This window comes from Mycobacteriales bacterium (assembly GCA_035533475.1).
In the GTDB taxonomy this organism is placed as follows: domain Bacteria; phylum Actinomycetota; class Actinomycetes; order DATLTS01; family DATLTS01; genus DATLTS01.
Genome location: DATLTS010000014.1, coordinates 41,728 through 65,546, shown reverse-complemented (window position 1 = coordinate 65,546; position 23,819 = coordinate 41,728). Strand labels below are relative to the sequence as shown.

Sequence of the window (23,819 nt, the reverse complement as noted above, 5' to 3'; positions counted from 1 at the left end):
CTCCATGACCTCCGTCGTCGCCCGCCCGACCGGATTCGGTTCCGCAGTCGGCCTGGCCTGCCGCGAATGCGGCGCCAGCTACGAGATCGGTCCCACGCACGTCTGCAGCTTCTGCTTCGGGCCGCTGGACATTGCCTACGACACCGACACCCTGCGCCGGCTCACCCGGTCCGACATCGAGGCCGGGCCGCAGACTATGTGGCGCTACGCGGCGCTGCTGCCGGCCGGTTCTGACCCGTCCACTCGGGTCGACCTCGGGGTCGGCTGCACCCGGCTGATCCGCGCGGACAACCTGGCCCGGGCGCTCGGCATGCGCACCCTGTGGGTGAAGGACGACAGCGCCAATCCGACCCACTCCTTCAAGGACCGGGTGGTCGCCGTCGCCGCGAGTGCGGCGCGGGCCCTGGGCTTCGAGGTGCTCGCCTGCGCGTCGACGGGGAACCTGGCGAACGCGGTCGCCGCGGCGGCCGCGCGGTCCGGGATGCGGTCGGTGGTGCTCATCCCGTCGGACCTCGAGCCGGGGAAGGTCGTCACCACCGCCGTGTACGGCGGCACCCTGGTGGCGGTCGACGGTTCGTACGACGACGTGAACCGGCTCTGCGCGGAACTGTCCGGCGAGCAGCCGTGGGCGTTCGTCAACGTCAACGTCCGACCCTTCTACGCCGAGGGCTCCAAGACCGTCGGCTACGAGATCGCCGAGCAACTCGGTTGGCGACTGCCGGAACAGGTGGTCGTGCCGATCGCGTCCGGATCGCTGCTCACCAAGGTGGACAAGGCGTTCGCCGAGCTGGGCGGCTACGGGCTCGTCGAGCCGACGCCCTACCGGGTATTCGGCGCGCAGGCCAGCGGATGCGCCCCGGTGGCGACCGCGCACAAGGCTGGTCGCGACGTGGTGACGCCGGTCCGGCCGTCGGGCATCGCGAAGTCGCTGGCGATCGGCAACCCCGCCGACGGGCCGTACGCGCTCGACGTGGTGCGACGGACCGGCGGGGCGATCGACGACGTCGGCGACGAGGAGATCGTCGAGGGCATCCGGCTGCTCGCCCGCACCGAAGGGGTGTTCGGCGAGACCGCCGGTGGCGTGACCGTGGCCACGCTGCGCAAGCTGCTCGCGGACGGGCGGGTCGACCCGGACGCGGAGACCGTGCTGCTGAATACCGGGGACGGGTTGAAGACGATCGACGCGGTGAGCGGTGTGGTCGGGCCGACCGCGACGATCCCGGCCAGCCTCGACGCGTTCCGGGCCGCCGGGCTGTCATGACCGTGACCCTGCGGGTTCCGACGATCCTGCGCGGGCTGACCGGCGGGGCCGCCGAGGTGGCGGTCGAGCCGGCGCCCGGAGCCACCCTCGCCGACCTGCTCACCGTCGTCGACGCGGCCCACCCCGGGATCGCCGATCGGGTGCTCGACGGGGAAGGACGGTTGCGGCGTTTCGTGAACGTCTACGTGGGTGACGAGGACGTCCGTTTCGCCGCCGGGCTGGCCACGCCGGTGCCGGACGGGACCCTCGTGTCGATCATCCCGGCGGTCGCCGGCGGTTGATCCGACCGCTTGCACTCTGCTTGGTCGAGTGCTAATAATTGGGTTAGCACTCACACCCGTCGAGTGACAGACCGGCCCGGCGGGCCGCGCGGCTGGGGGGACTCAGCCGGGCGGTCATTCCGTCGCGGGCGCCGCGTCCGGTCCGAAGTTTTCCGTCAGCGGGAGGACTCACCGTATGTCCAAGATGATCGCGTTCAACGAGGAGGCCCGGCGCGGCCTCGAGCGCGGCATGAACACCCTCGCGGATGCCGTGAAGGTGACCCTCGGCCCGAAGGGCCGAAACGTCGTGCTCGAAAAGAAGTGGGGCGCACCGACGATCACCAACGACGGTGTCAGCATCGCCAAGGAGATCGAGCTCGAGGACCCCTGGGAGAAGATCGGGGCCGAGCTGGTCAAGGAAGTGGCGAAGAAGACCAACGACGTCGCCGGCGACGGCACGACGACGGCCACGATCCTGGCCCAGGCCCTCGTCCGCGAGGGGCTGCGCAACGTCGCGGCGGGCGCCAATCCGATGAGCCTGAAGCGCGGCATCGAGTACGCCGTGGAGCGGGTCTCCGAGGAGCTGTCCAAGGCAGCCAAGGACGTCGAAACCAAGGAGCAGATCGCCTCGACCGCCTCGATCTCCGCGGGCGACCCGGCGATCGGGCAGATGATCGCCGAGGCGATGGACAAGGTCGGCAAGGAAGGCGTAATCACCGTCGAGGAGAGCAACACCTTCGGTCTCGAGCTCGAGCTCACCGAGGGCATGCGCTTCGACAAGGGCTACATCTCGCCGTACTTCGTCACCGACCCCGAGCGCATGGAGACGGTCCTCGAGGACCCCTACCTGCTCATCGTCAACAGCAAGATCGCCGCGGTGAAGGATCTCCTGCCGCTGCTCGAGAAGGTCATGCAGTCCGGCAAGCCGCTCGCGATCCTCGCCGAGGACGTCGAGGGCGAGGCGCTGGCCACCCTGGTCGTGAACAAGATCCGGGGCACGTTCAAGTCGGTCGCCGTCAAGGCCCCCGGCTTCGGCGACCGCCGCAAGGCGATGCTCCAGGACATCGCGATCCTCACCGGGGCCCAGGTCATCAGCGAGGAAGTCGGGCTCAAGCTCGAGAACACCACGCTCGACCTGCTCGGCCGGGCTCGCAAGATCGTGGTTACCAAGGACGAGACGACGCTCGTCGAGGGCGCTGGCGACTCGGAGCAGATTTCCGGCCGGGTCAACCAGATCCGCGCCGAGATCGAGAAGAGCGACTCGGACTACGACCGCGAGAAGCTTCAGGAGCGGCTGGCGAAGCTCGCCGGCGGAGTCGCGGTGATCAAGGTCGGCGCGGCCACCGAGGTGGAGCTCAAGGAGAAGAAGCACCGGATCGAGGACGCCGTCTCGAACGCGAAGGCCGCGGTCGAGGAAGGCATCGTCGCCGGCGGCGGGGTCGCGCTGCTCCAGGCGTCGACGACCGCGTTCGAGAAGATCGACCTCGAGGGCGACGAGTTCACCGGCGCGAACATCGTCAAGATCGCCCTGGAGGCTCCGCTCAAGCAGATCGCCTTCAACGCCGGCCTCGAAGGCGGGGTCGTCGTGGAGAAGGTTCGCAACCTCAAGTCCGGCTTCGGGCTGGACGCCGACAGCGGCGAGTACGTCGACATGATCAAGGCCGGGATCATCGATCCGGCCAAGGTCACCCGCTCGGCGCTGCAGAATGCCGCGTCGATCGCCGCGCTGTTCCTCACCACCGAGGCCGTCATCGCCGACAAGCCGGAGAAGCAGGCTCCGGCCATGCCCGGCGGCGGGGGCGGCGGCATGGGAGACATGGACTTCTAAGTCCGCAACGAAACGGCCCCGGCGCGCGAATGCGCCGGGGCCGTTGCGCGCGCCGGGTCAGCTGCGCCGGTACTTGCGGATCGCGATCGCAGCGCCGACGACGAGGATGCCCAGCGCCCAGGCGATGGCCTGCCAGACGTCGTGGTACGCCGGTCGACCGAGCAGCAGATCGCGAACCGCGTTCATCGTGACGCTCACCGGTTGCACGTCGGCGAACGCCTGGAGCCAGCCCGGCATCGTGTGTACGTCGACGAAGGCCGAGCTGGCGAAGATGAACGGGAACAGCGGCAGGAACCCGGCGACCTGAGCGGTCTCGGGGTCTTTGACGTAGAGCGCTATGGCGGCGAAAACCCACGAGAACACGTAGCCGAAGCCCAGCACCAGGAGCAAGCCGCCGGCCGCGGCCAGCGGGCCGGCCTGGAAGCGGAATCCCACGGCCATCCCCACGGCGAGCATCAGGGCGAGGACCACGACGTTACGGGTCAGGTCGGCCAGGGTGCGTCCCGCCAGCACCGCGGAACGGGCCATCGGCAGGGACCGGAACCGGTCGATCATGCCGCCACGCAGGTCCTCGGCCAACCCGACCGCGGTCGCCGCCCCGCCGAACAGGGTGGTCTGCACGAAGATCCCCGGCATCAGGTAGTCGACGTAGGGGATGCCGCCCCTGGGGTGGATCGCTCCGCCGAAGACATACCGGAACAGCAGGACGAACATCACCGGCTGGATGCTGGCGAAAACCAGCAGTTGTGGGGTGCGGATCAGGTGCCGGAGGTTGCGCCGGGCGACCGCGAAGGTGTCGCCGGCCGCGAGCCTCGGGGTCATCCGCGGCCCGGCGCTCATGCCCGGCTCCGGGGCCGCCGCGAGTGGTCGGGCGGGGCCGCCTCGGCGTCCCCGGTGGTAGCGGCGTGCCCGGTCAGCGCGAGGAACACGTCATCGAGCGACGGCCGGCGCAGGGCGAGATCGTCGAGTTCGATCCCGGCGTCGTCGAGCCGCCGGGCGGCATCGACCAGGCTCCGGGCTCCGACCTTCGCGGGGATGGTGACCCGCTGTTGGTCCCGGTCGATCTGGGGTGTGCCCCCGTCGAGCGCGGCGAGTTGGGCCGCGGCGTCGTCGATTCGGACCGGATCGCTCACCCGGGCCTCGAGCACATCCCCGCCGAGCTGGTCCTTGAGCTCGTCCGACGTCCCCTCGGCCACGACCCGTCCGGTGTCGATGACCACGATCCGGTGGGCCAGCCGGTCCGCTTCCTCGAGGTACTGGGTGGTGAGCAGCAGGGTGGTGCCGTCGGCGACGAGGTCCTCGATGAACTGCCAAAGCTCCACGCGGGAGCGCGGGTCGAGCCCGCTGGTCGGCTCGTCGAGAATGAGCACCGGAGGTCGGCCGACGAGGCTGGCGCCGAGGTCGAGCCGGCGGCGCATGCCGCCGGAGTAGGTCTTAACCTGCCGGTCGGCCGCATCCGTGAGCGAGAACCGGTCGAGCACCGCGGCCGCCCGCTCCCGCAGCTCCGCTCGGCTCAGGTGGTAGAGCCGGCCCACCAGCTCGAGGTTCTCGCGGCCGGTGAGCGTCTCGTCGACCGCTGCGTACTGACCGGCCAGACCGATCACCGAGCGCAGCGCGGCGGCGTCCTTCACCGTGTCGAAGCCGCCGACCCGGGCCCACCCGGCATCCGGACGCAGCAGGGTGGCGAGGATCCGGACGAGGGTGGTCTTGCCGGCGCCGTTGGGGCCGAGGAGGCCGAGGACCCGGCCAGTCTCGGCGGTGAGCTCGACCCCGGCCAGCGCGGTCGTGGATCCAAAGCTCTTCCGGACGCCGTGCACTTCGATCATCGGGTCGGTCACGACTCCCGACGTTAGCGGCGCCGCACTAGTCTCGGTTGCGTGACCCTCTCCGCGCGGCTCGAGGCGCTGGACTCCGCCCTGAAGAGCCTGGGGTCCGTGCTCGTCGCGTTCTCCGGAGGCGCGGACTCGGCCTTCCTGCTCGCCGCCGCGGTGCGCTCGTTGGGAGCGGACCACGTGGCCGCGGCGACCGCCGTCTCGCCGAGCCTGCCCGAGCGCGAGCTCGCCGCCGCGACCGCAGTGGCCGCCGGGCTCGGGGTTCGTCACCTCACCGCCCGGACCGCGGAGATGCAGCGGGCCGGCTACCGCGCCAACGCCGGCGACCGCTGCTATTTCTGCAAAGCGGAGCTGGTCGACGTTTTGGCGCCACTGGCGCAGCAACTGGGCCTCGCCGCGGTGGTGACCGGGACGAACGCCGACGACGCGGCTGCCGGGTTCCGGCCCGGCATGCGCGCGGCAGCCGAACGTGGCGCGCGCACCCCGCTGCTCGACGCGGAGCTGTCCAAGGCCGAGATCCGATCCACCAGCCGGGAGTGGGGGCTGGTCACCTGGGACAAGCCGGCGGCGGCCTGCCTGTCGAGCCGGATCGCGTACGGCCTCGAGATAACCCCGACCAGGCTCCGCCGGGTCGATCGAGCCGAGCGGGCACTGCGTGCCGCGCTGGCGGAGGCCGGGATCGCCTGCCGGGACCTTCGGGTTCGCGATCTGGGCGCCCACGCCCGGGTCGAGGTCGACCCGGAGCTGGTCCCGGCGCTGCTCGACCGGCCGGACGTGCTGCGCGTCGTCGAGGGGTACGACGAGGTCGAGGTGGATCCCCGGGGCTTCCGCTCGGGCGCGATGAACGAGCTGCTCAACGAGCCGGAACGCTTCCGGTAGCCGATTCCGGTTGGGCCGGAGCGGGTGGGCCGCTAGCCTGGACAGTTCCTGCAAGATCACGAGAAGAACGAGGTCAGGCGTGCCTACCGGCCAGGTGAAGTGGTACGACGCGGAGAAGGGGTTCGGCTTCCTCTCCCGCGATGACGGCGGCGACGTCTACGTGCACTCGTCGGCGCTGCCGAGCGGGGTCGCCACGCTGAAGAACGGGCAGCGGGTCGAGTTCGGTGTCGCCGAGGGCAAACGGGGTGAGCAGGCGCTGTCGGTGCGGGTCCTGGACGCACTGCCCAACCTGACCGCCGCCGCGCGGCGGCCTGCCGAGGAGCTGCACGGTCTGGTCGACGACATGATCAAGCTGATCGAGTCGAAGGTGCTACCGGACCTGCGACGCGGGCGCTACCCGGAGAAGCGCACCGCACACACGGTCGCCGAGGTCGCGCGCGCGATGGCGAACGAACTGGACCAGTAGACCTGCCGCCCCCGACGGGGTGACGGCTTCACCGAGTTGCCGACGCCCGGTCGATGAGCGACGACACTGGAGGGGTGCCGGCCTTCCGCGACCATGCCGCCGCGGTCGTCGCCGTCGTCCGTCGCGTTGCTCTCCGGCTGCGGGACGGCACCCGCTGGCTGCGTCGCTGGATCCGCCGCGGCGGCGCCGACCGCTCCGGGCTCGCCGCCTTGCTCGAACTGCACGCCGTGCATTCCGCCGGCGACGCCGCGGTCACCGTGGCGCTGGCCGGGACCCTGTTCTTCGGCGTCCCCACCGGCACCGCGCGCGGCCGGGTGCTGCTCTACCTGCTCATCACGATGGTGCCGTTCGCGGTGATCGCCCCGGTGATCGGTCCGCTCCTCGACCGGTTCCGCCGCGGACGGCGCGTGGCGATCGCCGCGTCACTGGTCGGCCGCGCCGTCCTCGCCCTCGTCATCGGCCGGGCGATCGCCACCTCCGCACCGCTCGCGCTCTACCCGGCGGCCTTCGGCTTGCTCGTCCTGTCCAAGACCTACGGGGTGTCTCGTAGCGCGATCGTGCCCCGCGTCACCCCGCCGTCGACGACCCTGGTGCAGGCCAACGCGCGGATCTCGCTCGGCGGTCTCGTCACCGTGGCGGCGGTGGCCCCGGTTGCGGCCGGCGTCGACAAGCTGTTCGGCGGTCAGTGGACGCTGCGTCTCGCCTTTCTCCTATACCTGTTCGGCACGTTTCTCGCCTTCCGGGTGCCGCCGCACGCCGACTCCCCGGCCGGGGAGGAGCCGCTGCCGGAGCGCCCGACCCGCGCGCTGCGTGGCCTCGGCACGGTTGGGGCGTCGGTCGCCGGACTGCTGCGCAGCGCGGCGGCGCTCCGGGCGCTCGCTGGTTTTCTCCTGCTCTTCGTCGCCTTCCTCGTCCGCAGCCATCACCTGGGCGGGTTGAGCTCCACCCTGGAACTCGGGATGCTCGCCGCCGCCGCGGCCGCCGGGGGCCTGCTCGGCACCGCCCTCGGTGCCCGGAGCCGGGCGGTCCGACCCGAGCTGTTGGCTGCGGTGGCGCTCGGCGCCGCGGCTGCCGCCGCGCTCGGGACCGCCCTGCTCTTCGGCGTGCTCACGGTGCTCGCGCTAACCCTCGTCGCCTCTGCCGGGCAGTCGATCTCGAAGCTCGCCCTGGACGCGGTCGTGCAGCGCGACGTGGCGGAGGCGGTCCGCACGTCCACGTTCGCCCGAACCGAGACCGTGTTGCAACTGGCTTGGGTGGCCGGCGGACTGACCGGGGTCGTGCTGCCCCGAAACGGGCTGGCGGCGGTCGCCCTGGTCTGTGTCGCCCTGGTCGCTCCGCTGCTGCTCGCGATCCGGGTAGCCGGCCGGCCGGCCGGTCCGCTGGAGCCGTCGGTGGGCCAGCCACCGTCGTCGCGGCCACGTGGCAGCCGGCCGGCCGGGCGGCCCGGCTAGCCTCGGCCGCATGGCCGCGCGGATCCTGCTCGTCACCGCGACCCGGGTCGAGGCGCTCGCCGTCCTCGCCGACCTGCCGGCCGCGGCCACCGTCGCGCTCGGCCCGGTGCCCGGCCAGCAGGTGCAGACCCCGGCCGGCTTGTTCACCGTGATCGTCGGTGGGGTCGGCCCGATGGCGGCCGCCGCCACCACCGCCGCGACGCTCGCACATGTGCCGGTCGACCTGGTGCTCTGCGTGGGCATCGCCGGGGGGTTCGGCACCGAACTGACCGCCGGTGACCTCGTCGTCGCCGATTCGATGGTGCCGGCCGACCTGGGCGTCGAGACGGTGGCCGGATATCTGGGTCCGGAGACGTTCGGTGCGGCGGTGGCCTTCTACCCGCCAGCGGGGCTCGCGGAGGAGATCGCGGACCGGCTCCGTGACGCCGGGCTCGCCGCCAGCGTCGGCCCGGTTCTCACGGTCGCCACCGTCACCGGGACCGCGGCCCGGGCCGGGCTCCTCACCGACCGGCACCACGGGTTGGCCGAGGCGATGGAGGGCGCCGGGGTCGGTCAGGCCGCCGCGTTGTACGGATGCCCCGCAGCCGAGCTGCGGGCGGTCAGCAACCTGGTGGGGGCGAGGGACCGGGCTGGCTGGCGGATCTCGGCGGCCCTCGGTGCGCTGGGCGCGGCGACTGCCGCCCTGGCCGCGGCGCCGTTGGAAGCCCTGGCCCCGGCGGCCGCGCCGTGACCGTGTCCCTCGCCATCTCGCCCTGCCCGAACGACACCTTCATCTTCCACGCCTGGGTGCACGGGCTGGTCCCGGGCGCGCCCCCCGTCGAGGTGACGTACGCCGACGTGGACGTCACCAACGGGCTGGCCGAGGCGGGCCGGCTCGATGTGCTCAAGATCTCCTACGCGGCACTGCCCTGGGTGCTCGACGAGTACGCGTTGCTACCCGCCGGGGGGGCCTTGGGGCGGGGATGCGGGCCGCTCGTCCTCGTCGCGTCGCCGCCGGCGGGTGGCCGCCTCGATGGCGCCCGGGTGGCCGTGCCCGGCGAGCGGACCACGGCTTACCTGCTGTTCCGGCTATGGGCGGCGGATCACGACCTGGCCGGCGTCGAGGTGATGCCGTTCGAACAGATCATGCCGGCGGTCCGGGAGGGCCGGGTCGACGCCGGCCTGGTCATCCATGAGGCCAGGTTCACCTACCAGCGGTTCGGCCTCACCCGCCTCGTCGACCTGGGGGAATGGTGGGAGGAGCAGACCGGTCTGGCCATCCCGCTCGGGGCCATCGTCGCCCGGCGCGGCCTCGACGTCGCCGCCGTCGCCGATGCGATTCGCGGCTCGCTGCGGCGAGCGTGGGCCAACCCGGCCGCCTCCCGGGACTACGTGCTCGAGCACGCTCAGGAGATGGAGCCCGACGTCGTCGACGCGCACATCGGCCTGTACGTGACCGAGCACAGCCTCGCCCTCGGCGTCGATGGCCTGGCCGCCGTCCGCGGTCTGCTCACCCGGGCCGAGGCAGCGGGTCTGGTGCCGGCGATCCGCCCCGGAGCCCTTGACCCGGTGGGCTGAGGCCGCCCCCGCTCCCTCCCGCCCGCCGCCCGCCAGCCGCCCGCCCCGCGGCGAGTGGGCGAATGTGCGCGGGTGCCACGCTCCGAGTGGGCGAATCGCCCCGGCACAACCGCCCACTCGCCGTGGGGGCGACGTCTGGGGGACAATGGCCGGGTGCCTACCAGCAGCGCGACCGACCGGGTCCTCGTGGACGCGGTCGACCTGGCCCGAGCCGTCGCGGTGGAGGTCGGCGGCCTGGACGTCGTCGGCGAGCACGAGGGGGTCGACGCCGACGGGGAGCGGCTGCTCACCCACTACTTCGCCTGCCTCGACCGCGCCTATCGGGGGTGGCGTTGGTCGGTCACCGTCAGCCGGGCCTCCCGCGGGAAGACCGCCAGCGTCGACGAGGTCGTGCTGCTGCCCGGCCCGGAGGCGCTGCTGGCCCCGGAATGGCTGCCCTGGCAGGAGCGGCTGCGCCCGGGCGACCTCGGCGTCGGGGACCTGCTGCCAACCGCCGCGGACGACCCGCGACTGGTGCCGGCGTTCTTCGACGTCAGCGACGACGACGTCGACCAGGTCGCCTTCGAGCTGGGTCTGGGCCGGCCGCGGGTGCTCTCCCCGGAGGGCCGGGACCTGGCGGCGACCCGCTGGCACGAGGGCGCGGCCGGCCCGGACGCGCCGATCGCCAAGGCGGTCGCCGTGCCCTGCGCGACCTGCGGGTTCTTCCTTCCGCTGGCCGGTCCCCTGCGGCAGGCTTTCGGAGCATGCGGGAACGGTTACGCCCCGGACGACGGCCGCGTGGTCGCCGTCGACCACGGGTGCGGGGCGCACTCCGAGGTCGTCGTCGTCACCAGCCTGGCGGCCCCGCCGCCGCCGCTGCTCGACGAGTTCGGTGTCGATCCCGCGGCGCCCGAACACGCCGTCGGTTCGGTGACGGACACCGACTCGGCCGAGCCGCTCGGCCATTCCTGACCCGGTGAGCCGGGCCGGCGCCGCCGACCGGTTCGACACCGCCGACCGGTTCGACACCGCGGAGCTTCGCCGCCGGGTGCTCGCCGGCTGGGCCGGGTCGGTGTCCCGCTTCCGCGAGGACGCGAACTCGGAGGAGGACCACGCACTCGGCGGCTACCGCGATCGGCTGGTGGTGGAGCTGGCCCAGAATGCAGCGGACGCCGCGCGCCGAGCATCGGACGGCACCGCGGGTGCGCTGCGGCTCACCCTCGCCGACGGTGTGCTCGTCGCCGCCAACACCGGCGCCCCGCTGGACCGCCCGGGCGTCGAATCCCTGGTCAGTTTGCGGGCGTCGGCGAAGCGTGGCCCGGGCACGATCGGACGCTTCGGGGTCGGCTTCGCAGCGGTGGTTGCGGTGAGCGACCAGCCGGCGATCCGCTCCACCACCGGAGGGGTGCGCTGGTCGGCGGCGGAGAGCCGCCGGGCGGCGGAGGCGGTGCCCGGCCTGCGCGCGGAGATCGACGCCCGGGGCGGCGGGGTGCCCCTGCTGCGGCTGCCCTGGCCGGACGACACCCCGCCGCCGGCCGGGTTCGACACGGCGGTCGTGCTGCCGTTGCGCGACGGCGACGCCGAACGCGCGGTGCGCGAGATGCTCGGCGGCGTCGATCCCGGGCTGCTGCTCGCGCTGCCCGACCTGGCGACGGTGGAGGTGGAGATCGACGGCCGGGTGCGCCGGCTGCACGCCGCCGTCGGCCCCGACACCCTCGTCGAGATCCACGACGGACCGGAGGTCACCAGGTGGCGGGTCCGCCGTGGCGGTGGCGAACTCGCGCCCGGCCTGCTCGAGCAGCGACCGGTGGAGGAGCGCTGGCGGCCGGTCTGGAACGTGACCTGGGCGGTTCCGGTGGATTCGGCCGGCGAGCCATCCGGACGCCTCCCGGTGGACGGCGTCGCCCGGGCACCGACCCCGACCGATGAGCCGCTCGGGTTGCCGGCTCTGCTCATCGCGAGCTTCCCGCTCGACCCGTCCCGGCGCCACGTCGCGCCCGGCCCGCTCCGGGACTTCCTCGTGGCCCGGGCCGCGGAGGGGTACGCGGCGGTCCTCGGTGAGCTGCCGGCGCTGCCGTCCCGCCTGCGGCTGGTCCCCACCGGGCCGGCTGCCGGCGAGCTCGACGCGGAGCTGCGCCGGGCGATCCTCGCCGAGCTGGCCGGTACGGCCTTCCTGGTGCCCGCAGTGCCCGCAGTGCCCGCAGTGCCCGCAGTCCCCGCCGGGGCCGCGGAGGGCGGGCTCCGGCCGAGCGAGGCGATCGCGCTCGACGATGCGCTGGTCCAGCCGCTGGCCGGCGTGATCGGTGGCCTGCTCGAAGCGGGCTGGACCGGCGGCGACGGGGACCGGGCGCTGGCCGTCCTCGGTGTGCGCCGGCCGGGTCTCGCCGAGGTCGTCGATGCGCTAGCCGGTGCCGATCGGCCGCCGGACTGGTGGTTCGCCGTCTACGTCGGCCTCGACACCGCCCTCCCGCCGACCCCCGCCGAGCGCGAGCCGCTGGCCGGCCTGCCGGTCCCGCTCACCGACGGCCGGCTGGCCCGCGGGCCGCGCGGCCTCGTCCTCGGCGGCGAGGGGCTAGCACCGGCGGTGGTGGAGGCGCTGGACCTGCGGGTCGTGCACCCGGCGGCCGCGCACCCCCTGCTGCGGGCGCTCGGTGCGAGCGACGCCGACCCGGCCCGCCTCCTCGACGAGCCGCGGTTGCGGGCGGCGGTCGAGGCCTCCTTCGACGCGGCGCTCGACGGCGCGGATCCGAACCTGCTCGCGGACGCGGTGCTCGGACTGGTCGCGGCATCCGGGGCCACCTTCGCCGACCGGCCCTGGCTGTCCGAGCTTGCATTGCCGGGTGCGGACGGCGAGCCCTATCCGGCCGGCGAGCTGCTGCTGCCGGACGGGGTGTTGGCCGGGCTGGTCGAGGACGACGCGCCGTTCGGCCGGGTCGACGTCTCGCTCGTGGAGCGCTGGGGCCGGGACGCCCTGGCGGCGGTCGGGGTACTCGACGGGTTCGCCACGGTTGCCGACGCGGAGCTGTCACTGGACGGCCCGGGCGAGCACGACCTCGACGCGGAGGCCGGCTGGCTGGCCTGGCTGCGCGACTCGGTCGGTGCGGCGGACGACGCGGTGATCGCAGAGTTCGGCGCGGTCCGCGACCTCGAGCTGGTCCGGGCGGATGTCTGGCCGCGGGTGCTCGAACTGCTGGGCGGATCGCGGCTGCGGGCCCTCGTCGTCGAGCCGGTGCACGTGCTTGCCGGCGGCCGGCGCTATCCGCGCGTGCCCTACACCGCCTGGTGGCTGGCCCGGCATCCGGTGCTCGACGGGGCCCGGCCCGATCGGCTCCGCGCCGCTGACGCCGACCCCGAGCTGCACGGTCTATACGACCCCGCACCCCCTCTCGTCGACGCCGAGTTCGCCGCGGCGCTCGGGGTGCTGCGATCGCTCGACGACGCCGACCCGGACGACGTGGCGGCCCGGCTCGCCGATCCGGCCCGCGTGCTGGACCGCAGGATCGTGCGGACGTTGCACGGCTGGCTGGCCGAACGCCCGCCACAGCGACCCCCCGGGCAGGTCCGCGGAGTCCGGGGCGGCCGCCTCGACGTGGTCCCGCCCGGAGACGCGGTCGTGCTCGCCGCACCCGACCGGGCGCCGTTCGCGGACGGTCGGGCGGTGCTGCCCTGCCGGCTCGAGGTCGGGGCGGCGCTGGGGGCGGCGCTGGGGGTCCAGGTGCTGGGCCTTCGGGGGGACCACCCGGTCGAGTCGGTGGGAAGCGACCGCGACGTCCCCGGGCTGCTGCGCGATCTGGTGCCGGGCCTGCCGACGTCCTACGTCGAGCACACCCCGTTGCGCGTCGGCGGCCGGACGGTGCCGTGGTGGTTCGCCGACGGGGTGCTGCACGTCGACGCCGGCCACCGCATGATCGGCCTCGGCCGTGGGGCCGCCTGGGCGGTGGGCGATTGGACACTGCGCGCGGTTCTCACCGAAGCGGCGCTGCTCGCCGACGACGCACCGGTCGAGTTGGTGGAGCGGCTGCGCACGGAGACGGACCTCGACTAGCCGGGCGATCGCCTCCGGCGCTGCAACCAGACGACGAACCACAGCCCGTAGCCGCCGAGGACGAGACCGACCACGCAGGTCCAGATCCACCAGATCTCGTGGTGGCGGGACAGCGACGCATGCATCGGCACCAGCACCGCAAGGGCGACCAGCCACAGCGCCAACCCGACCGCCACCGCGCGCGCGTCGTTCGTGGCGAGCGGTGGTGGATCCGGGCGGCGGGCCATGTGCCCAATCTAACCCGGTCCAAGCGCACGGTTTTTGTGCCATAACGAGGGCATCCGTCCCCAACGCGACTGCCCAGACTTGGCCGGTCGAGGGGGCGACGGGCCGCCGTCGGCCTACTCTCGGACTCGCGCCGCGAGTTGGGGGTGAGGTTGTGATCAGCGAGGTGCTGTCGCTCGCCGGGGAGACCGATGCGGTCCCCCTGGCTCGCGCATTCATCCGTGGCCGACTCGGCTCGTGGGGGCTCCCCGAACTGGTCGCTGACGCAGAGCTGATCGTGAGCGAGCTGGTGACCAACGCGTTGCTCCACGCCGGTCCGCCGGTCGGCCTCGAGCTGAGCATGGACTCGCCCGGACTGCGGATCGCGGTGGCCGACACGAGTCGGATCCGCCCGTTGCGTGGGCTGGACGACGGCGAGGGGATGACCGGGCGGGGACTGACGCTCGTCCGGGCGATCGCGACCCGGTTCGGGGTGGACACGACCGACGCCGGCAAGGTCGTGTGGTGTCTGCTGGACCCGGCGGGGGAGTCCGCCGAGCTCGAGGTGGATGCCGACGCGGACGCCCGGCTGGCGGGCTGGGACGACGACGCCGAACTCCCCGGCCGGCGCTACCGGGTGACCCTGGGCGACGTGCCCACCGACCTGTTGCTCGCGGCGAAAAACCACGTGGACAGCCTGATCCGGGAGTTCACCCTCGCCGCTGCCGGGGCGAGCGCCGGCAGTACCCCACTGGTGCCGAGCCAGCTCGCCGACCTGATCGAACGAGTGGTGCACCGCTTCGCCGAGGCCCGCCAGTCGATCAAGCGGCAGGCGATCGCGGCCGCCGGGCGCGGGGACCTCCGGGTCACGCTGACGCTGACGCTGCCGCTGGACGCCGCCGACGCCGGGCTCGACTACCTTGCCGGTCTGGACGAGGCGGACGCGTACGCCCGCGACGCCCGACTCCTCACCCTCGAGTCCCCGGCGGAGTACCGGGTCTTCCGCCGGTGGTACGTCGAGGGCCTCGTGGACCACCTCCGAAGGGCCGCCGCGGGCGAGCCTGCCGCGGTGCCCGAGTCGTTCGAGGCCCGGCTCCTGACGGAGCTGCGCGCGATCACCGCCCGGCAGCGCTCCAGCGAGCGGGCCGCCCGGCTCCAGTCGATGACCGCCGCGTTGGCCGCGGCCACGTCGTCGGAGGAGGTCCCCGGCGTCATCCTCGGCGAGGGACGGGCCGTGCTGGGTGCCGCCGGGGGACTACTCGCCCTGCGGGGACCCGGCGACGTCCTGCTCCCGGTCGGCGAGTTCGGCCGGGACGCGGGCCTCCTCCGCAGGTACGCGGAGGAGGGCGCGGCCGATCCGGCGGGCCCGAGCTGGGCCGCCGGGGTCCCGGTCTGGGCCGAGTCCCTCGCGGTGGTCCCGCTCGCCGTGGGCGGCCGGGTCGTCGGGGTGTTGAGCTTCTCGTTCGCGGAGCCGCGGCGGATCGACAGCGACGAGCGTGACTACCTGTTGGCGCTCGCGGCGCAGACCGCGCAGACCCTGGAACGGACCCGGCTCTTCGAAGGCCAGCGCCGGACAGCAGAGCGTCTCGGGCGGCTCCAGTCGGTCACCGCCGCGTTGGCCGCGGCGCCAGGTTCGGCGCAGGTGCTCGACCTGGTCGTCGAGCACCTGGCGGGAATGGTCGGCGCGGAGGTGGCTACCGCGTCGCTGGTCAGCGGGGACGGCAGGGCGCTCGAGCTGCGCAGCCGCCGTCGTGGTCAGGACGTCAGCTTGGCCCGCTACCGCTCCTATCCGGTGGACGCGGTACTGCCGGCCAGCGAGGCCTTTCGCTCCGGCCAGATCGTCGTCGTCTCCGGCCGGGCCGATTGGGACCTGCGCTATCCGGAGCTGGCGGGCCTCGGGCAGTTCTACGACCGGACCCTGGTCTGCCTGCCCTTGACGGTCGAGGCGCAGCGGTTGGGCGTTCTCACCCTGTCGCTTCAGGGTAATTGGCCGCTCGAGGACGACGACCGGGCTTTTTTCGGCGCACTCTCCGATGTCTGCGCGCAGGCCATCGCCCGGTCCCTCGCCCTCGACGAAGCTCAAGATGCCCGGGACAAGCTGATCTTCCTCGCCGACGCCTCCGCGGAGTTCGGCAGCAGCCTCGACTATCGGACCGCGCTGGCCAACCTCGCCCGGCTCGCCGTTCCCCGGCTGGCCGACTGGTGCACCGTCGCCATCGTCGAGAACGGTCGGCTCGAAACCGTCGCGGTCGCCCACAGCGACCCGACCAAGGTCGCCATGGCCGAGGAGGTTCAGCGGCGCTATTGGGCGTCGCTCGACGCCCCCGCCGGGCCGGCCGAGGTGATCCGCAGCGGGATCGGGCGGCTCCACGCAAACGTCACCGACCGGATGCTCGTCGAAGGCGCCGTCGACGAGGACCAGCTGCGGATTCTTCGCGAGCTCGGCATGTCGAGCATCCTGTTCGTCCCGCTCGCGGTGGGCCGGCGGGTGCTCGGGGTGCTCACGATGATCAGAGCCGAGTCCGGCCGGCACTACGACGGCGAAGACCTCGACTTCGCCGGGGACCTGGCCCGGCGGGCGGGTATGGCCATCGACAACGCTCGATCGCACCGAGCCCTGGAGGAGACCGCCGTCGCCCTGGCGCAGAGCCTTCTTCCGGCGAGCCTGCCGGCCATCCCCGGCCTCGAGCTGGCCGCGCGCTATCACTGCGCCGGCCACGGCAGCGACCCCGGTGGCGACGTCTACGACGTCTGGGGGCTGCGGCGCGATCCGCCGACCTGGGCCGCCTTGGTGGCCGACGTGCCCGGCAAGGGAGTCGCGGCGGCCGCTCTCGCCGCGCTCGTCCGGTACACGGTGCGAGTCGCCTCCCGGCACGCGGCACGGCCGGATGACGTGCTGGCCGAGCTCAACGACGCGCTGCTCATCGCCGAGCCGGGAACCGGCGGCGAGCTGTTTGCCACCGCCGTCTACGCGGAGCTGACCCCGCGGCCCGGCGGGCTGGACATCTCGCTGTGCTCCGGCGGGCACCCGGCGGCCCTGCTCCGCCGCGCCGACGGGTCGGTTACGACGATCGACACTGGGGGTGGCGCGCTCGGCTGGTTTGCGGTGCCGACGCTGGACGTCGTCGAGATCCGCCTTGGTCCGGGCGACGTCTTCGTAGCCTTCACCGATGGCTACCTGGAGGGCCGTTCCGCCGACGGCAGATTCGCCGACGACCTGCTGGCGATGACGCTCATGAACTCGACCGCGGCTACGGCCGCCGAGCTGGTCGGGGAGTTGGAGGCAGCGGTCCTCGGCTTCTGTGCGGGCGCGCCCCGAGACGACATGGCGCTGCTCGCCGTCAAGCTGCCGGTCGGGTGAGCTCGGGATGTCCGGACCCGCCCACCTGCTCCCCGGCGCCACCCCTCGGCTGGCCGAGGAGCGCTGGTCGACCGGGCTGAGGTCCTTCGCCGATCCCGGTCAGGAGTGGCGCCGGTTGGTCGCCGAGTTCGTCGGCACCTTCTTCCTCGTCCTCGTCGCCGCCGGGGCCGGGGTTGCCGATGCGGTGAGCCACGGAGGGATCGGTCGGGTGGCGGCCGTCGTCGCGCCCGGCGTGATGGTGCTCGCGCTGATCTACACCGTGGGGGAGACCTCGGGGGCGCACCTCAACCCGGCGGTCACCATCGGGTTCTCGGTGCGCGGTCACTTCCCCTGGCGGCGGGTGCCCGGGTACGTCGTCGTCCAGCTGCTCGGGGCGGTAGCGGCCGCCGGCCTGCTCCGGGCGCTGTTCGGAGTGGTCGGCGACCTCGGGGCGAGTACCCGGGTCCGTGGGGTCAGCTCCGGCACCGCGTTCGTCGTCGAGGTCGTGCTCACCCTCGGCCTCGTCTCGGTCATCCTCGGCACGTCCTCCGGCGCCCGAAACGTCGGCCACAATGCCGCGATCGCAGTCGGCGGTTACGTCGCGCTGGCCGGGCTGTGGGCGAGCCCGCTCAGCGGCGCCTCGATGAATCCGGCGCGGAGCCTCGGCCCGGACCTGGTGCGTGGCCGGCTCAGCTCGAGCTGGATCTACCTGGCCGGCCCCGTGCTCGGCGCGCTGCTCGCCGTGGGGCTGGCCTGGTTGCTGCGCGGGCGGCCGTCGCCGGCGGGCGACCTCGCCGCCCAGGGCGTGAGCGGCACCGGTCGGTAGCGGCGCTTCCGTTAGCGAGGCTCATGAGTTATGCTAACGATATGCCGAAGAGCACGACCCGCGCCGACACCGAACTGTCCGGTGCCCTGCGAATAGGCGTCATGCGGCTCGCCCGGCGGCTGCGCGCGGAGCGCACCGACGCCAGTCTGTCGCTCACGCAGATGGCCGCGCTCGGGTCGCTGGAGCGCCACGGGCCGCTCTCCCCGAGCGAGCTGGCCGGACACGAGCGGGTCCGTCCGCCGTCGATGACCCGGACCATCGCCCTGCTCGAGGCCAAGGGCCTGGTCGGGCGCACGGCCCACCCGACCGACGGCCGGCAGGCCATCGTCGCGCTCTCCGCCGAGGGTCGGGCGCTGCTCGCCGCCGACCGTCGCCGGCGAGATGCGTGGCTGTCTCGCCGCCTGCCCGAGCTGGAACCCGACGAACTGGAGGTGCTCCGCGCGGCCGTGCCCATCCTCGACCGCCTGGCCCAGTCATGACGATCTTCTCCTCGCTCCGAGTTCGCAACTACCGGTTGTTCGCGGCCGGCCAGGTGGTCTCCCTCACCGGGACCTGGATGCAGCGGGTGGCCCAGGACTGGCTGGTGGTCCAGCTGACCCACGGCTCCGGCTCTGCCCTCGGCTACGCAACCGCGCTTCAGTTCCTGCCGACGCTGTTCCTCAGCCTCTACGGCGGCGTGGTCGCGGACCGGCATTCGAAGCGCCGGCTGCTCATCGTCACCCAGGCGGTCATGGGAGCTTTCGCGCTCGCCCTAGGCCTGCTCGTGGTCACGCACAGCGTCGTGCTCTGGCACGTGTACCTGCTCGCCTTCCTGCTCGGTCTGGCGTCTGCGATCGACACCCCGACCCGGCAGGCGTTCGTCGCGGAGCTGGTCGGACCGGCACAGGTCGTCAACGCGGTGAGCCTGAACAGCGCGACCTTCAACCTGGCTCGAATCGCCGGTCCGGCAGCCGCCGGCCTGCTCATCGAGGCGATCGGGACCGGGCCGGTCTTCCTGTTCAACGCCGTCTCGTTCCTCGCGGTGATCGGCGGTCTCGTGCTCATGCGCGAGGCGGACTTGTACCTCGCGCCGCGCCAGCCGCGCGCCGCCGGCCAACTGCGGGCCGGCCTCGCCTACGTCCGGGGCCGCCCGGACCTGCTCTGGCCGATCGTGCTGGTCGGGATCGTCGGCACCTTCGGGCTGAACTTCCAAATGACGATGGCCCTGATCGCAAAGAACGTCTTCCATCGCAACGCGGGAAGCTACGGGCTGCTGTCCACGGCGCTCGCCTTCGGCTCTTTGATCGGTGCCCTGCTCGCCGCGCGCCGCCCGCGGCCGCGGCAGAGCCTGCTGATCGGATCCGCGCTGGCCTTCGGCATCCTCGAGACGATCAGCGGCCTGATGCCGAGCTACCTCACCCTCGTGCTGCTGCTGATCCCGACCGGGGTGGCCGCGCTCACCCTGTCGACGGCGGCGAACACCACGATGCAACTCGGTTCCTCGGCCGCGATGCGCGGGCGGGTGATGGCCCTCTACGTGCTGGTGTTTCTCGGCGGAACCCCGATCGGAGCCCCCATCGTCGGTTGGGTCGCCCAGGTTGCCGGCGCCCGGTACAGCCTCATCCTCGGCGGGGCGATCTCCGCGGTGGCCGCGCTCGTCGTCGGCCTCGTGCTGGCCCGCAGCCGCCAACTCCGGGTCGAGCCGCACCTGTTCCGGCGGCACCCGCACGTGCATATCCGGTTGCCAGAGGAGGCCCCGATGCCGCGCCCGGACATCGACGAGGTGGCCACGGCCTCGTAGGCTGCGGCGTCGATGGACATCCACCTCGATCCGCCGAAGGCGATCCTCCAACTGTCCCGGGACGCCCCCGCGCTGGTTGCCGCGGGGCGCCGGGCCGGGCTCGACGCGATCGTCCCGTCCTGCCCGGGGTGGACCGTGGCCGACCTCGTCGGGCACGTGGGCGGGGGCTACGCGCACAAGGCGACGATCGTGCGCGAGCGACTCCGCGACCCACCCGAGCCCGAAGCCACGCCGCCGGGCGGAGAGGCGGTCTTCGGCTGGTTCGACGAGCAACTCGCCGACCTGCTCGGCGCGCTGAAGTCCACTCCTGCGGATACCGCGCTATGGACCTGGTTCCCGCGCGAGCAGAACGCTCGATTCTGGAGCCGCCGGATGGCCCACGAGACGGTCATCCACCGGGCCGACGCCGAGCTCGCCACGGGCGAGCCGCACCACGTCGACGCCCTGGTCGCGGTGGACGGGATCGACGAGTTCCTCGAGCGCATGCTCGGGTTCTGGGGCGAGGGCGACCCATCCTTGGCGGACCGCACTATGGCCGTCGTCACGCCCGGTGCCAGCTGGCGGATGACCGGGCGATCCGACGGCCTCGACTTCGAACGCGACCCCACCGGCGCCGCCGGTGCCACCGTCGCCGGCACCCCCTCCCACGTCCTGTACTGGCTGTGGGGCCGGCTCGGCGACGAGGCGGTCGACCTGCGCGGCGACCTCGACCTGATCGCCGCCATGCGCCGGCAGATGGCCGCCGCGGCGGAGTGAGCCGGTCGGCTCAGCCGACCGGAGCCGGCTCCCGGGCATCGACGGGTTCGGGAAGGCGCAGCGCCCGGGCCGCCCGGCGGGGGAACCACCAGTTCCACCGGCCGAGGAGTGACACCAGCGCCGGCACGAGCAGGGCCCGCACGATGGTGGCGTCGAGCAGGATGCCGGCACCGAGGCCGGTGGCCAGCACCTTGATGTCGGTGTTCGGCGCCGAGGCGAGCGAGGCGAACGCGAGGAACAGGATCAGCGCCGCGCTGGTCACCAGCCGACCGGTTCGGCCGAGCCCTTCGACGATCGCCGACGTGGTGGATCCGGTGCGGTCGTACTCCTCGCGGACCCGGGTGAGGATGAACACCTCGTAGTCCATCGACAGGCCGAACAGGAACGCGAAGATCATCAGGGGCAGCCAGAAGGTGATCGCGCCGGTGGCCGGGATCCCGAACAACGCCTGCGAGCCGTGCCCCTCCTGCCAGAACCAGGTGAGCAGGCCAAAGGTCGCGCCCAGAGACACCAGGTTCAGCAGGACGGCCTTCGCGGCGAGCACGATCGAGCGGAACGCCCGGGCGAGCAGGAGGAAGGTGGCCAGCGCGATGATCGCGAACATCAGCGGGAACTGGCCGAACACGGCGTGGCTGTAGTCGAGCTCGATCGCCCCGACCCCGGTGACGCCGATCACCGCCGGGTCGCCGGCGAGGCTGGCGCGTACCGTGCGGACCGGTGCCAGCGAGGCCGAGTTGACCGTTTCGGCGGAGGGGATGGCGATCAGGTCGGTCAGGCCGCCGCGACTCCCGGTCCGTCCGGAAGCCAGCGCCACGGTGGCGATGCCGGGCAGTCCGGCCAGCCGGTCGCGGACCTCGGGGGCCGAGCGGGTCCGGACCAGTACCTCGATCGGCGTCAGCACCCCGGAAGGGACGCCGCCGGCCAGCAGCTGGTCGTAGCTGTCGTGCGCCGGTCCGGTCCGGGCCAGCGCGCTGGCGCTGGTCTCGCCGACGGTGAGGGAGAAGATCGGCGCGGTCACGACCGCCAGCGCGGCCACCCCGACGCCGGCGGCCAGCCAGCGGTGGCGGACCACGCCACGGGCCCACGCGGCCCAGGCCCGGCTCGCCTGGTTCTCCTTGCGGACCCGCGGCCAGTCGAACCGCGGTCCGATGCCGCCGAGCAGGGCGGGGAGCAGGGTCAGCGTGACGCCGACGGAGACCAGCGGAATGAGCATTCCACCGATGCCGACGCTGCGCAGGGCCGGGACGGGCAGGACCACAAGGGCGACCAGGCCGATCGCCACCGTGACGCCGGAGAGCATGACGGCGCGCCCGGCGGTCGCGACCGCGGTGGTCACCGCGGTCGCGTTGTCCGCGCCATGCGCCCGCTCCTCCCGCCAGCGGGTGACGAGCAGCAGCGAGTAGTCGATGGCGACGCCGAGCCCGACCAGGGCGACGAGGAACTGCACGACGAACGAGACCTGCGTGATGTAGGTGAGGCCGAGGATGACGAGCAGCGTCGTGAGGATGGAGACCGCGGCGATCAGCAGCGGCAGCAGGGCGAGGAACGAGGCGAACACGAACAGCAGTACGGCGAGCGCCCCGGCCGCGCCGAACATCGTCTCGACGAGGACCCCCGGCCCCTTGGTGCTGCCTCCACTTTCCAGTGCGCTGAGCCCGGTGGTGCCGAGCCGGTACCCGGCCGGTAGCGCCGCCCGGATAGTCCGGGTGGCGCGCTCCGCCACCTGATCGCCACCGAAGCCGTGAACGATCGGGGTGAACAGCAGCGCGTAGGTGGAGCCCCCGTCTGCGGTGACGAACTGCCGGTCACCGGTCACCGCGAGGTCGACGATGCGGACCCGGTGATCGCTCACCCGGGCCCGCTGGAAGGCCGCGGCGATCGGGGCCGCGTCGCCGGCGACGGTCTGACCGGGCGGCACGGTGACCACCTCGATCGCCGGCGGCTGCCCACCGCCGTTGCCGTAGTGCGCGGTGACCCGCAGCGCGGTCTCGTACCCCGGCTGGCCGGGCAGCGAGAAGTCGAAGGTGAAGCGCTTGGAGACCTGGCCGGCCGCCGCCCCGCCGGCGACCAGCGCGACGAGCCACAGCACGATCACCACGCGCCGGTGGTGGAGCACGAAGCCGGCGAGCCGGGCCAGTGCCGCCGAGTGCGACGGCCGGGCATCCGGGCGGTCGGTCATCGGCCCACCACTTCTGCCGTAGACGTTTCGAACGGAACGCTCCTCCACCGTCGCACAGCGTCGGATTCCTCCTGTCCCGGCTGGGCTTCGTCATCGCCCGTCGCTTCGCCGGGCCCCGATCGGCATGCTCCAGCGGCTCGCGGTCGGGATGCAGCTACCGCACTACGCACCCTGACCTGACCTGCGGAGACCGCTACCAGGCGTACGCCTCGGGCGCCGGACCACCCGGGCCGGGAAAGATCTCGTCCAGCCGGGCCAGCGCCTTCTCGTCGAGCCGGATCTCGAGCGCGCGCATGGCCCCGTCCAGCTGGCCGAGCGTCCGTGGCCCGATGATCGGGCCGGTGACCGCCGGCTGGTGCAGCAGCCACGCCAGACCCACGTTCGCCGGGTCCTCGTCGAGATCGGTGCAGAACGCCTCGTACTCCTCGACCGCCGGCCGGATCTTCTCCAGCAGCTCCTGGGAGCGGCCGCCCTTCGACCGGCCGAGCTCCTGCTTGCGCAGCACCCCGGCAAGCATGCCGCCGTGCAGCGGGCTCCACGGGATGACGCCCAGGCCGTAGGCCTGGCAGGCCGGGAGCACCTCGAGCTCGAGGCTGCGCGACGCCAGGTTGTACAGCGACTGCTCGCTCGCCAAGCCGGTGAAATGCCGGGCCCGGGCGGCCTCCTGGGCCTGCGCGATATGCCAACCGGCGAAGTTGCTGCTACCGACGTAGAGGACCTTGCCTTGTGCGACGAGGACCTCCATGGCCTGCCAGATCTCGTCCCACGGGGTGTTCCGATCCACGTGGTGCATCTGGTACAGGTCGATGTAGTCGGTCTGCAACCGGCGCAGCGAGCCCTCGCAGGCCCGGCGGATGTTGAGCGCGGACAGGAACGTGTCGTTGGGCCAGTCGCTCATCGATCCGTACAGCTTGGTCGCCAGGACGGTCTTCTCCCGCCGCCCGCCGCCCTGGGCGAACCACCGGCCGATGATCGCCTCGGTGAGTCCCTCGCCCTTCTGCCAGCCGTAGACGTTGGCCGTGTCGAAGAAGTTGAGCCCGACGTCGTGCGCCCGGTCCATGATCGCGTGCGCGTCCGACTCGGTGGTCTCGGGACCGAAATTCATGGTGCCCAGACAGAGTCGGCTCACCGAGAGGCCGGTACGACCCAGATGCGTGTAGTCCATATCCGAACGCT

Annotated in this window: 20 protein-coding genes; 15 read left to right on the top strand and 5 right to left on the bottom strand. The window is 72.9% G+C overall.

Features of this window, described 5'->3' with window-relative positions:
- Positions 1-4: 4 nt before the first annotated feature.
- From thrC to groL, 3 genes are all read left to right on the top strand, one after another.
- On the top strand, positions 5-1,261 hold the full coding sequence (gene thrC / locus VNG13_01830; GenBank protein HVA59260.1) for a threonine synthase: 1,257 nt from the start codon (positions 5-7) through the stop codon (positions 1,259-1,261).
- Complete coding sequence (locus VNG13_01825) at positions 1,258-1,542, top strand: MoaD/ThiS family protein (protein ID HVA59259.1); 285 nt, start codon at positions 1,258-1,260, stop codon at positions 1,540-1,542. The genes thrC and VNG13_01825 overlap by 4 nt, the downstream gene beginning before the upstream one ends.
- 175 nt (positions 1,543-1,717) lie before the next feature.
- Positions 1,718-3,349 carry a chaperonin GroEL gene (gene groL / locus VNG13_01820; GenBank protein HVA59258.1) on the top strand — a complete coding sequence of 544 codons (1,632 nt, stop codon included), beginning with the start codon at positions 1,718-1,720 and terminating at the stop codon, positions 3,347-3,349.
- A 57-nt stretch (positions 3,350-3,406) separates the two neighbouring features.
- Here the strand turns inward: groL and VNG13_01815 are convergent, their stop codons facing one another.
- Positions 3,407-4,189: an ABC transporter permease gene (locus VNG13_01815; protein ID HVA59257.1), complete on the bottom strand. Its 783-nt coding sequence runs from the start codon at positions 4,187-4,189 to the stop codon at positions 3,407-3,409.
- Positions 4,186-5,175 carry an ATP-binding cassette domain-containing protein gene (locus VNG13_01810; protein ID HVA59256.1) on the bottom strand — a complete coding sequence of 330 codons (990 nt, stop codon included), beginning with the start codon at positions 5,173-5,175 and terminating at the stop codon, positions 4,186-4,188. The genes VNG13_01815 and VNG13_01810 overlap by 4 nt, the downstream gene beginning before the upstream one ends.
- Before the next feature lie 51 nt (positions 5,176-5,226).
- On the opposite strand from VNG13_01810, the gene larE reads away from it, so the two are divergent.
- The 7 genes from larE (at position 5,227) to VNG13_01775 (ending at position 13,558) form a co-directional block, all read left to right on the top strand.
- Entirely contained in the window at positions 5,227-6,060 is an 834-nt protein-coding gene (gene larE / locus VNG13_01805) for an ATP-dependent sacrificial sulfur transferase LarE (protein ID HVA59255.1), read from the top strand.
- 79 nt (positions 6,061-6,139) lie between these two features.
- On the top strand, positions 6,140-6,526 hold the full coding sequence (locus VNG13_01800) for a cold-shock protein (protein HVA59254.1): 387 nt from the start codon (positions 6,140-6,142) through the stop codon (positions 6,524-6,526).
- A gap of 53 nt (positions 6,527-6,579) precedes the next feature.
- Positions 6,580-7,977, top strand: coding sequence for an MFS transporter (locus tag VNG13_01795; protein ID HVA59253.1), 1,398 nt, complete (start codon positions 6,580-6,582; stop codon positions 7,975-7,977).
- Between the two features lie 10 nt (positions 7,978-7,987).
- Positions 7,988-8,707, top strand: coding sequence for a futalosine hydrolase (mqnB, locus tag VNG13_01790; GenBank protein ID HVA59252.1), 720 nt, complete (start codon positions 7,988-7,990; stop codon positions 8,705-8,707).
- Positions 8,704-9,534: a 1,4-dihydroxy-6-naphthoate synthase gene (locus VNG13_01785; protein HVA59251.1), complete on the top strand. Its 831-nt coding sequence runs from the start codon at positions 8,704-8,706 to the stop codon at positions 9,532-9,534. The genes mqnB and VNG13_01785 overlap by 4 nt, the downstream gene beginning before the upstream one ends.
- Positions 9,535-9,687: 153 nt before the next feature.
- Complete coding sequence (locus tag VNG13_01780) at positions 9,688-10,485, top strand: DUF3027 domain-containing protein (protein HVA59250.1); 798 nt, start codon at positions 9,688-9,690, stop codon at positions 10,483-10,485.
- Positions 10,486-10,489: 4 nt separating this feature from the next.
- A complete protein-coding gene (locus tag VNG13_01775) occupies positions 10,490-13,558 on the top strand; it encodes an ATP-binding protein (GenBank protein ID HVA59249.1) in 3,069 nt (1,022 codons plus the stop codon).
- On the opposite strand, the gene VNG13_01770 is transcribed toward VNG13_01775, so the two are convergent.
- On the bottom strand, positions 13,555-13,785 hold the full coding sequence (locus VNG13_01770; GenBank protein ID HVA59248.1) for a DUF2530 domain-containing protein: 231 nt from the start codon (positions 13,783-13,785) through the stop codon (positions 13,555-13,557). The genes VNG13_01775 and VNG13_01770 overlap by 4 nt on opposite strands.
- 152 nt (positions 13,786-13,937) lie before the next feature.
- Here VNG13_01770 and VNG13_01765 point away from each other — a divergent pair, with 152 nt between their 5' ends.
- The 5 genes from VNG13_01765 to VNG13_01745 are packed head-to-tail and all read left to right on the top strand — an operon-like array spanning position 13,938 to position 20,464.
- Positions 13,938-17,123, top strand: a complete 3,186-nt coding sequence (locus VNG13_01765) for a SpoIIE family protein phosphatase (GenBank protein ID HVA59247.1) — start codon at positions 13,938-13,940, stop codon at positions 17,121-17,123.
- Positions 17,124-17,130: 7 nt separating this feature from the next.
- Positions 17,131-17,928, top strand: coding sequence for an aquaporin (locus VNG13_01760; GenBank protein HVA59246.1), 798 nt, complete (start codon positions 17,131-17,133; stop codon positions 17,926-17,928).
- Positions 17,929-17,969: 41 nt separating this feature from the next.
- A complete protein-coding gene (locus tag VNG13_01755) occupies positions 17,970-18,407 on the top strand; it encodes a MarR family transcriptional regulator (protein HVA59245.1) in 438 nt (145 codons plus the stop codon).
- Entirely contained in the window at positions 18,404-19,708 is a 1,305-nt protein-coding gene (locus VNG13_01750; protein HVA59244.1) for an MFS transporter, read from the top strand. Before VNG13_01755 ends, VNG13_01750 begins: the two co-directional genes overlap by 4 nt.
- A gap of 12 nt (positions 19,709-19,720) precedes the next feature.
- Positions 19,721-20,464: a maleylpyruvate isomerase family mycothiol-dependent enzyme gene (locus tag VNG13_01745; protein ID HVA59243.1), complete on the top strand. Its 744-nt coding sequence runs from the start codon at positions 19,721-19,723 to the stop codon at positions 20,462-20,464.
- A 10-nt stretch (positions 20,465-20,474) separates the two neighbouring features.
- On the opposite strand, the gene VNG13_01740 is transcribed toward VNG13_01745, so the two are convergent.
- Together VNG13_01740 and VNG13_01735 are read right to left on the bottom strand one after the other, a co-directional pair.
- Positions 20,475-22,643 (bottom strand): MMPL family transporter, encoded by a 2,169-nt coding sequence (locus VNG13_01740; protein HVA59242.1) that lies wholly within the window; start codon positions 22,641-22,643, stop codon positions 20,475-20,477.
- A 193-nt stretch (positions 22,644-22,836) separates the two neighbouring features.
- Entirely contained in the window at positions 22,837-23,808 is a 972-nt protein-coding gene (locus VNG13_01735; protein HVA59241.1) for an aldo/keto reductase, read from the bottom strand.
- Positions 23,809-23,819: the final 11 nt, after the last annotated feature.

Excerpts from the sequence above, each read along its gene's own strand:
- VNG13_01745 (HVA59243.1), top strand. The coding sequence starts at position 19,721 with ATGGACATCCACCTCGATCCGCCGAAGGCGATCCTCCAACTGTCCCGG.
- VNG13_01735 (HVA59241.1), bottom strand. The coding sequence starts at position 23,808 with ATGGACTACACGCATCTGGGTCGTACCGGCCTCTCGGTGAGCCGACTC.
- groL (HVA59258.1), top strand. The coding sequence starts at position 1,718 with ATGTCCAAGATGATCGCGTTCAACGAGGAGGCCCGGCGCGGCCTCGAG.
- VNG13_01795 (HVA59253.1), top strand. The coding sequence starts at position 6,580 with ATGAGCGACGACACTGGAGGGGTGCCGGCCTTCCGCGACCATGCCGCC.
- VNG13_01755 (HVA59245.1), top strand. The coding sequence starts at position 17,970 with ATGCCGAAGAGCACGACCCGCGCCGACACCGAACTGTCCGGTGCCCTG.
- thrC (HVA59260.1), top strand. The coding sequence starts at position 5 with ATGACCTCCGTCGTCGCCCGCCCGACCGGATTCGGTTCCGCAGTCGGC.
- VNG13_01770 (HVA59248.1), bottom strand. The coding sequence starts at position 13,785 with ATGGCCCGCCGCCCGGATCCACCACCGCTCGCCACGAACGACGCGCGC.
- VNG13_01740 (HVA59242.1), bottom strand. The coding sequence starts at position 22,643 with ATGACCGACCGCCCGGATGCCCGGCCGTCGCACTCGGCGGCACTGGCC.
- mqnB (HVA59252.1), top strand. The coding sequence starts at position 7,988 with ATGGCCGCGCGGATCCTGCTCGTCACCGCGACCCGGGTCGAGGCGCTC.
- VNG13_01815 (HVA59257.1), bottom strand. The coding sequence starts at position 4,189 with ATGAGCGCCGGGCCGCGGATGACCCCGAGGCTCGCGGCCGGCGACACC.
- VNG13_01760 (HVA59246.1), top strand. The coding sequence starts at position 17,131 with ATGTCCGGACCCGCCCACCTGCTCCCCGGCGCCACCCCTCGGCTGGCC.
- VNG13_01810 (HVA59256.1), bottom strand. The coding sequence starts at position 5,175 with ATGATCGAAGTGCACGGCGTCCGGAAGAGCTTTGGATCCACGACCGCG.
- VNG13_01825 (HVA59259.1), top strand. The coding sequence starts at position 1,258 with ATGACCGTGACCCTGCGGGTTCCGACGATCCTGCGCGGGCTGACCGGC.
- VNG13_01750 (HVA59244.1), top strand. The coding sequence starts at position 18,404 with ATGACGATCTTCTCCTCGCTCCGAGTTCGCAACTACCGGTTGTTCGCG.